This window comes from Bacillus sp. HY001 (assembly GCF_007558965.1).
Taxonomy (GTDB): Bacteria; Bacillota; Bacilli; order Bacillales; family Bacillaceae_G; genus Bacillus_A; species Bacillus_A mobilis.
In genome coordinates this window covers 1-276 of record NZ_VLTE01000376.1, presented here as the reverse complement: position 1 = coordinate 276, position 276 = coordinate 1, and the positions used below count along the sequence as shown (strand labels likewise).

2 tRNA genes are annotated in these 276 nt (G+C 48.6%); both read left to right on the top strand.

Annotated elements, in window-relative coordinates:
- The first annotated feature begins 16 nt into the window (after window positions 1–16).
- A tRNA-Asp gene (locus tag FOT98_RS31830) sits at window positions 17–92 on the top strand.
- Window positions 93–179: 87 nt separating this feature from the next.
- Window positions 180–254, top strand: a tRNA-Gln gene (locus FOT98_RS31825).
- The last annotated feature ends 22 nt before the right edge of the window (window positions 255–276 follow it).

Below are 276 nucleotides of genomic sequence, written 5' to 3'. Positions count from 1 at the left end.
GTCCCCGCAACCAAATGGTCCCGTGGTGTAGTGGTTAACATGCCTGCCTGTCACGCAGGAGATCGCCGGTTCGACCCCGGTCGGGACCGCCATTTTAACTTCTGCTATTTGGCAGTTGTTTTTTATTGGACATTATGTTACAATAACTTTTGTCTTTGAAAAGAAGATAAACATTTCGATGGGCTATAGCCAAGCGGTAAGGCAACGGACTTTGACTCCGTCATGCGCTGGTTCGAATCCAGCTAGCCCAGCCATTTACGAGCCATTAGCTCAGTT